We start from the raw sequence: 5,204 nt of genomic DNA on the forward strand, positions 1-5,204 counted from the left end.
AGCGACGCCAAGCCGTTCTGGAACGCCAACACCATCCTCTGCATGAGCCTCTCCAAGCTCGGCCTGCCGGGCACCCGTTGCGGCATCGTCATCGCCGACGAGAAGATCATCCGGGCCATCACCAACCTGAGCGGCATCATCAATCTGGCACCGGGCAGCCTGGGTCCGGCCATCACCATTCCGATGATCGAGAGCGGAGACATCATCACCCTGAGCGAACAGGTGGTGAAACCCTTCTACCAGCAGAAAGCCACCTTCGCGGTCCAGCTGCTGCGCGAGGCTATTCCGGACCCGCGCTTCCACATCCACAAGCCGGAGGGAGCCCTTTTCCTCTGGCTCTGGTTCGAAGACCTGCCGATCCACTGCCAGGAGCTGTATGAGCGACTGAAGGCGAAGAACCTGCTGATCGTGCCCGGCCACTACTTCTTCCCCGGCATCGACGACCCCGAGTGGCGCCACAGCCAGGAGTGCATCCGCCTCAACTATGCCCAGAGCGAAGATCTGGTGCGTCGCGGCATCGCCATCCTGGCCGACGAGATCAACGCCCTCTACGCCGGTTGATTCCCCCTTCGGCATGAAAAAAGAGGCCTGCAGATGCAGGCCTCTTTTCTATCAGGTGGTCAGCGATTTTGTTTAACCGGGCAGAGCCAGCTGATCGGGCTTGCCGATGGGGATGGCGCGGGGCTTGAGCGCTTCCGGCAGCTCCCGGGCCAGCTCTATGGTCAGCAGACCGTGCTCCAGCCTGGCCCCCTGCACTTCCACGTGCTGGCTCAGCTTGAAGGCCAGCTCGAAGTCCCGCTCGGCGATCCCCTGATGGAGGAATTGGCGCTCGCCCATGGTGGCGACCTTGCGCCCCTTCACCTTGAGGGTACCGTTTTCGGTCTCCAGCTCCAGCTCATTGCGATCGAAACCGGCCACGGCAACCGTGATGAGGTAGCTGTCGTCATCCCGCTTTTCGATGTTGTACGGGGGGTAGGCCGAGGTCTTCTGATCGAACAGGCCTTCCAGCTCGCGGGCCATCCGCTCGAAGCCGACGGCATTGGAATAGAGATGAGAAAAATCGAGGTTACGCATGATCCTATCCTTCTATAAAGCAACAGGGTTTACTCTCCACGGGCCCGCCATCGGCACCCGGGAAACATCAGCAATGCGACGAGGTCAGGCTGTCAGCCGTTGATCTCGATCTTGCGGGGCTTCATCGCCTCGGGCACTTCGCGCACCAGGTCGATGTGCAGCAGACCGTTCTTCAGGTCGGCCCCCTTCACCCGCACATAGTCGGCCAGCTGGAAGCGACGTTCGAAGCCGCGTTCGGCAATGCCTTGGTAGAGGTAGTTGCGCTCGGTGTCGGCCTGCTTGCTGCCCTTCACCGTCAGCAGATTTTCCTGGAAGCTCAGCTCCAGCTCTTCCTGGGTAAAGCCCGCCACCGCCATGCTGATGCGGTAGTCGCTGTCACCCAGCTGCTCGATGTTGTAGGGGGGATAGCCGGCATTGCCATTGCTGGCGGCAGATTCGATGAGAGTGGCCAGACGATCGAAACCGATGGCAGAACGATAGAGCGGAGAAAAGTCGATAGAACGCATAGTATTACCCTCTTGTGAGCGATAACGGATTGTTTGCCCTCCTGATGGACGGGCGCCTGGTCGAAACCTCTGTCGAGCATTCCGGCCTTGTTATCTATATAGGGGCCAGCATTTGGCTTTCAAGGGGTAAAAACAAAAGAAATGCAGGCCATCAAGAATGGCCCGATTGGATCGATAATAGGCCTGCGGGCCACTCATGATCCGTCCCTCATCCCTCCATACTGGCCGTGTCCCCAACGAGAAACCGGAGCACGCCATGAAGATTACCCAGGTTCGCAACTCCACCCTGCTCATCCACTACGCAGGAACCCGCTTCCTCATCGACCCCATGCTGGCCCCCAAGGGGAGCTACCCCGGCTTCGAAGGCATGGCCAACAGCCATCTTCGCAACCCCCTGGTCGAGCTGCCGCTGCCCATGGCGACCCTGCTGGAGGTGGATGCGGTGATCGTCACCCATGACCATCTGGATCACTGGGACGATGTCGCGAAAACGAAGATCCCCAAGCACCTTCCCCTGTTCGTGCAGCATCAGAAAGATGCCGACACCATGAGGGGATGCGGCTTCGAGGATGTGCGCCTGCTGGGCGAGGTCGGCGAGTTCGCCGGCATCCGCCTGCAACAGACGGAAGGCCGACACGGCAGCGATACCATCATGGCCCTGCTGGGGGATCGCCTTGGCGAGGTCAGCGGAGTGGTCTTCTCCCATCCCGCCGAAAAGACCCTCTATCTGGCCGGCGACACCGTCTGGAATGCCCAGGTTGAACAAGCGCTGCACCGGCACCAACCCGAGGTCGTTGTCCTCAACTGCGGCGATGCCCAGGTGACGGGTCTGGGCGCCATCATCATGGGCAAGGAGGATGTGGCCGCCGTCTATCAGGCCGCCCCGCAGGCCACCCTGATCGCCAGCCACATGGAGGCGGTCAATCATGCCCTGCTGTCCCGGCGGGAGCTGCGTGACTACCTGGACAGCCAGGGGATGGCCGCCCGGGTAAGGGTGCCCGAGGATGGCGACACCATGGTGCTCTGAGCGAGAGGCCGGGCACCACATGGCCCTTCGGCTTTCTGTTGCTGCCCCGTATGATGGGGATCCGAGTGCAAAGGAGTCTGCCACCATGCCCCGTCCTCTCATCGTCGCCGTCATAACCTTCGATCGCTTCAGCCCCTTTCACTGCTCGGTGCCCTGCCTCATCTTTGGCGACAAGATGATGCCGGGCCAGCCGTTGTTCGAGCTGAGACTCTGCGCCGGGGATGACACGCGGCAACCCGCCTCCTCCCAGGGCTTTCGCATGGAGGCCGACTATGGCCTGGAGGGGCTGCTGGAGGCGGATATCATCATCATCCCCTTCTGGCGCGATCCGGCCGAGCGCCCCGCCCAGCCCCTGCTCGATGCCCTGGTTGCCGCCCGGATCAGGGGAGCCCAGATCGTGGGGCTCTGTCTCGGTACCTATGTGCTGGCCTATGCCGGCCTGCTGGACGGGCGCGGTGCCGCCACCCACTGGGAATTTGAACAGGAGTTCGTCCAGCGCTTCCCCCGGGTGCGGCTCGATACCAATGCCCTCTACGTCGACGACGACGGGCTCATCACCTCGGCTGGCACCGCCGCCAGCCTCGACTGCTGCCTCTATCTGGTTCGCCAGCATCACGGCAGCCAGATTGCCAACAAGCTGGCCAGGCGGCTGGTGGTGCCTCCCCACCGGGAGGGTGGCCAGGCCCAGTTCATCGAGCAGCCGGTACCCGCCACCACCCGGGATGCCAGGATCAACCAGCTGTTCGATCACCTGCGCCTGCACCTGGCCGCGCCCCACACCCTGGACAGCCTGGCGGAACATTGCATGATGAGCCGACGCACCTTTAGCCGCCGCTTCCAGCTCGCCACCGGTCTCTCCCTCGGGGAGTGGCTGATGGCGGAGCGCCTGCGCCGCAGCCAGACGCTGCTGGAGTCCAGCGCCCACACCGTGGAACGCATCGCCGAACTGGTGGGGCTCGGGTCTGCCACCATATTGCGCAAGCACTTTCGCGCCCGCTTCGGGGTGTCGCCGCGGGAGTGGCGCCGCACCTTTCGCGGTGACAGAGTCTAGGTCCCTCATGTTTCACGTGGAACGCGCCCTCTTCCTTGCCCCAGAAAACAAAAAGCCGCTCACGAGGAGCGGCTTTTGATGGTTGTCGGGCTGTCGGATCTCACTTCTACTGAGAATCACCATTCAATGAAAACAGCCACTTATCGGCCTTCGTGCGCACGAAAAATCTCATCAATGTTGCAATGAATCTTACGAAATCTCATAACTCATGAAACACCTTAAATTTCAGTTAGTTATGAACACATCTGGTGACTTGAGCAATTCCAAGGAGATTATGGCTTTTCCCGCAGTGGTTTCGGGTCAGCTGGAGAACTCGGTTCCTGAAGATCTGAATCTTTACTCTGCTTCCGGCGCTTGAGCTCCTCTTTCACCCATTGGCCTGCCCGCTTCATCTCATTCCTGAGATCTTGTACAGATCTAGTTATCACCTGACACCGGCCTCAAACCGGTGTCTTGTTTACGCTACTTTAGTGCGCACTTCCTTCGGTATCAATTTCAGACCCTTCTTGAACATGCTGTAGGGGGTCTGACCCTCCATCATCCTGCCCTGATGTGGCCGCTGGGTGTTGTAGTGTTCCAGGTAGCTATCCAGGTCTGTCTGCATCTGTTCTACCGACTCATACCAGGTCGTTCTCCCCTTGATACGGAAGTGTTCATCCAGCAGTGTGCGATGCAGTCGCTCGATAAAACCGTTGCTCTGCGGCCTGCGTACCTTGGTTGTCCGGTGTTCAATTCCCTCCAGTTGCAGAAACAGCTCGTAGGGATGATGGTCTGGGCGCCCACAGAACTCGCGCCCGTTATCTGACAGGATGGTATAGACCCGAGCCTCATGGGCTTCGAAGAACGGCAGTACCGTTTCGTTGAGCACATGGACCGAGGTCACCGGCAGCTTGCTGGTGTAGAGCCGTCCCCAGGCGTGGCGGCTGTAGCAGTCCAGTACGGTTTGCAGATACACCTTGCCCACCCCCTTGAGTGCGCCGACGAAGAAGGTGTCGACCGCCACCAGTTCCCCGGTGTAGTGAACCTCAATTTGGCGTTCGCGAAACTCGGGGCTGAAGCGCTCGAGCAGGCGGATCTGCTCGTCATTGAGCTCAATCGTCTGTTCCCTATGGGTTTTCTCAAGGCGCAACAAGCGGTCATGCTTGGAGAGCAAGTCGTGACGTTGCCACACGCCACGCACACCGCCCGCACTGACGTTGATGCCTTGCAGAGCCAGTTCTTGCGCGACCCGCAGCGGGCCATGGGTTGGTCTGGTGAGAGAGTAATCGAGGATAGCCTGTTCAATCTCGGGAGCGACCCGGTTGGGATGCGCCCCTTTACAGCCGGGGAGTTTGTCGAGCAAGCCCTCAGCCCCATAGGTCTGGTAGTTACGGCGAATCTCGTAGAACTGCTGGCGGCTGTAGCCGATGAGCTTGCAGGCTTTGCTGACGTTATTGAGCTCTTTGGCGAGCTCTAGCAGGCTGAGTTTACGACGTGCTACTTTCTCGTTGGTGGTCATACGGTGACTCCGGATAACACGGTAGGGGTACCGTTTTGTTATCCGGTT

The 5,204-nt window shown here is 60.1% G+C and carries 6 protein-coding genes; 3 read left to right on the plus strand and 3 right to left on the minus strand.

Annotation, left to right across the window (positions count from 1 at the left end):
- On the plus strand, positions 1–561 hold a 561-nt coding region (locus tag G5358_RS19930), incomplete at its 5' end, for an aminotransferase class I/II-fold pyridoxal phosphate-dependent enzyme (RefSeq protein WP_421324773.1).
- 72 nt (positions 562–633) lie between these two features.
- Here G5358_RS19930 and G5358_RS19935 read toward each other — a convergent pair.
- Both G5358_RS19935 and G5358_RS19940 read right to left on the minus strand, forming a co-directional pair.
- Positions 634–1,074 carry an Hsp20 family protein gene (locus G5358_RS19935; RefSeq protein WP_119197098.1) on the minus strand — a complete coding sequence of 147 codons (441 nt, stop codon included), beginning with the start codon at positions 1,072–1,074 and terminating at the stop codon, positions 634–636.
- A 92-nt stretch (positions 1,075–1,166) separates the two neighbouring features.
- Entirely contained in the window at positions 1,167–1,580 is a 414-nt protein-coding gene (locus G5358_RS19940) for an Hsp20 family protein (protein WP_010672291.1), read from the minus strand.
- 256 nt (positions 1,581–1,836) lie between these two features.
- Between G5358_RS19940 and G5358_RS19945 the strand changes: the two genes are divergently transcribed.
- A complete protein-coding gene (locus G5358_RS19945) occupies positions 1,837–2,607 on the plus strand; it encodes an MBL fold metallo-hydrolase (protein WP_421324775.1) in 771 nt (256 codons plus the stop codon).
- Between the two features lie 85 nt (positions 2,608–2,692).
- Positions 2,693–3,658, plus strand: coding sequence for a GlxA family transcriptional regulator (locus G5358_RS19950; protein ID WP_119197100.1), 966 nt, complete (start codon positions 2,693–2,695; stop codon positions 3,656–3,658).
- Between the two features lie 457 nt (positions 3,659–4,115).
- On the opposite strand, the gene G5358_RS19955 is transcribed toward G5358_RS19950, so the two are convergent.
- Positions 4,116–5,156, minus strand: coding sequence for an IS481-like element ISAs19 family transposase (locus G5358_RS19955; protein ID WP_042864152.1), 1,041 nt, complete (start codon positions 5,154–5,156; stop codon positions 4,116–4,118).
- Between the last annotated feature and the right edge of the window lie 48 nt (positions 5,157–5,204).

Source organism: Aeromonas sp. 604176 (assembly GCF_049170755.1).
Lineage (GTDB): Bacteria > Pseudomonadota > Gammaproteobacteria > Enterobacterales > Aeromonadaceae > Aeromonas > Aeromonas veronii_A.

Coding starts and splice junctions, on each gene's coding strand:
- G5358_RS19950 (WP_119197100.1), top strand. CDS start 2,693: ATGCCCCGTCCTCTCATCGTCGCCGTCATAACCTTCGATCGCTTCAGC.
- G5358_RS19955 (WP_042864152.1), bottom strand. CDS start 5,156: ATGACCACCAACGAGAAAGTAGCACGTCGTAAACTCAGCCTGCTAGAG.
- G5358_RS19940 (WP_010672291.1), bottom strand. CDS start 1,580: ATGCGTTCTATCGACTTTTCTCCGCTCTATCGTTCTGCCATCGGTTTC.
- G5358_RS19935 (WP_119197098.1), bottom strand. CDS start 1,074: ATGCGTAACCTCGATTTTTCTCATCTCTATTCCAATGCCGTCGGCTTC.
- G5358_RS19945 (WP_421324775.1), top strand. CDS start 1,837: ATGAAGATTACCCAGGTTCGCAACTCCACCCTGCTCATCCACTACGCA.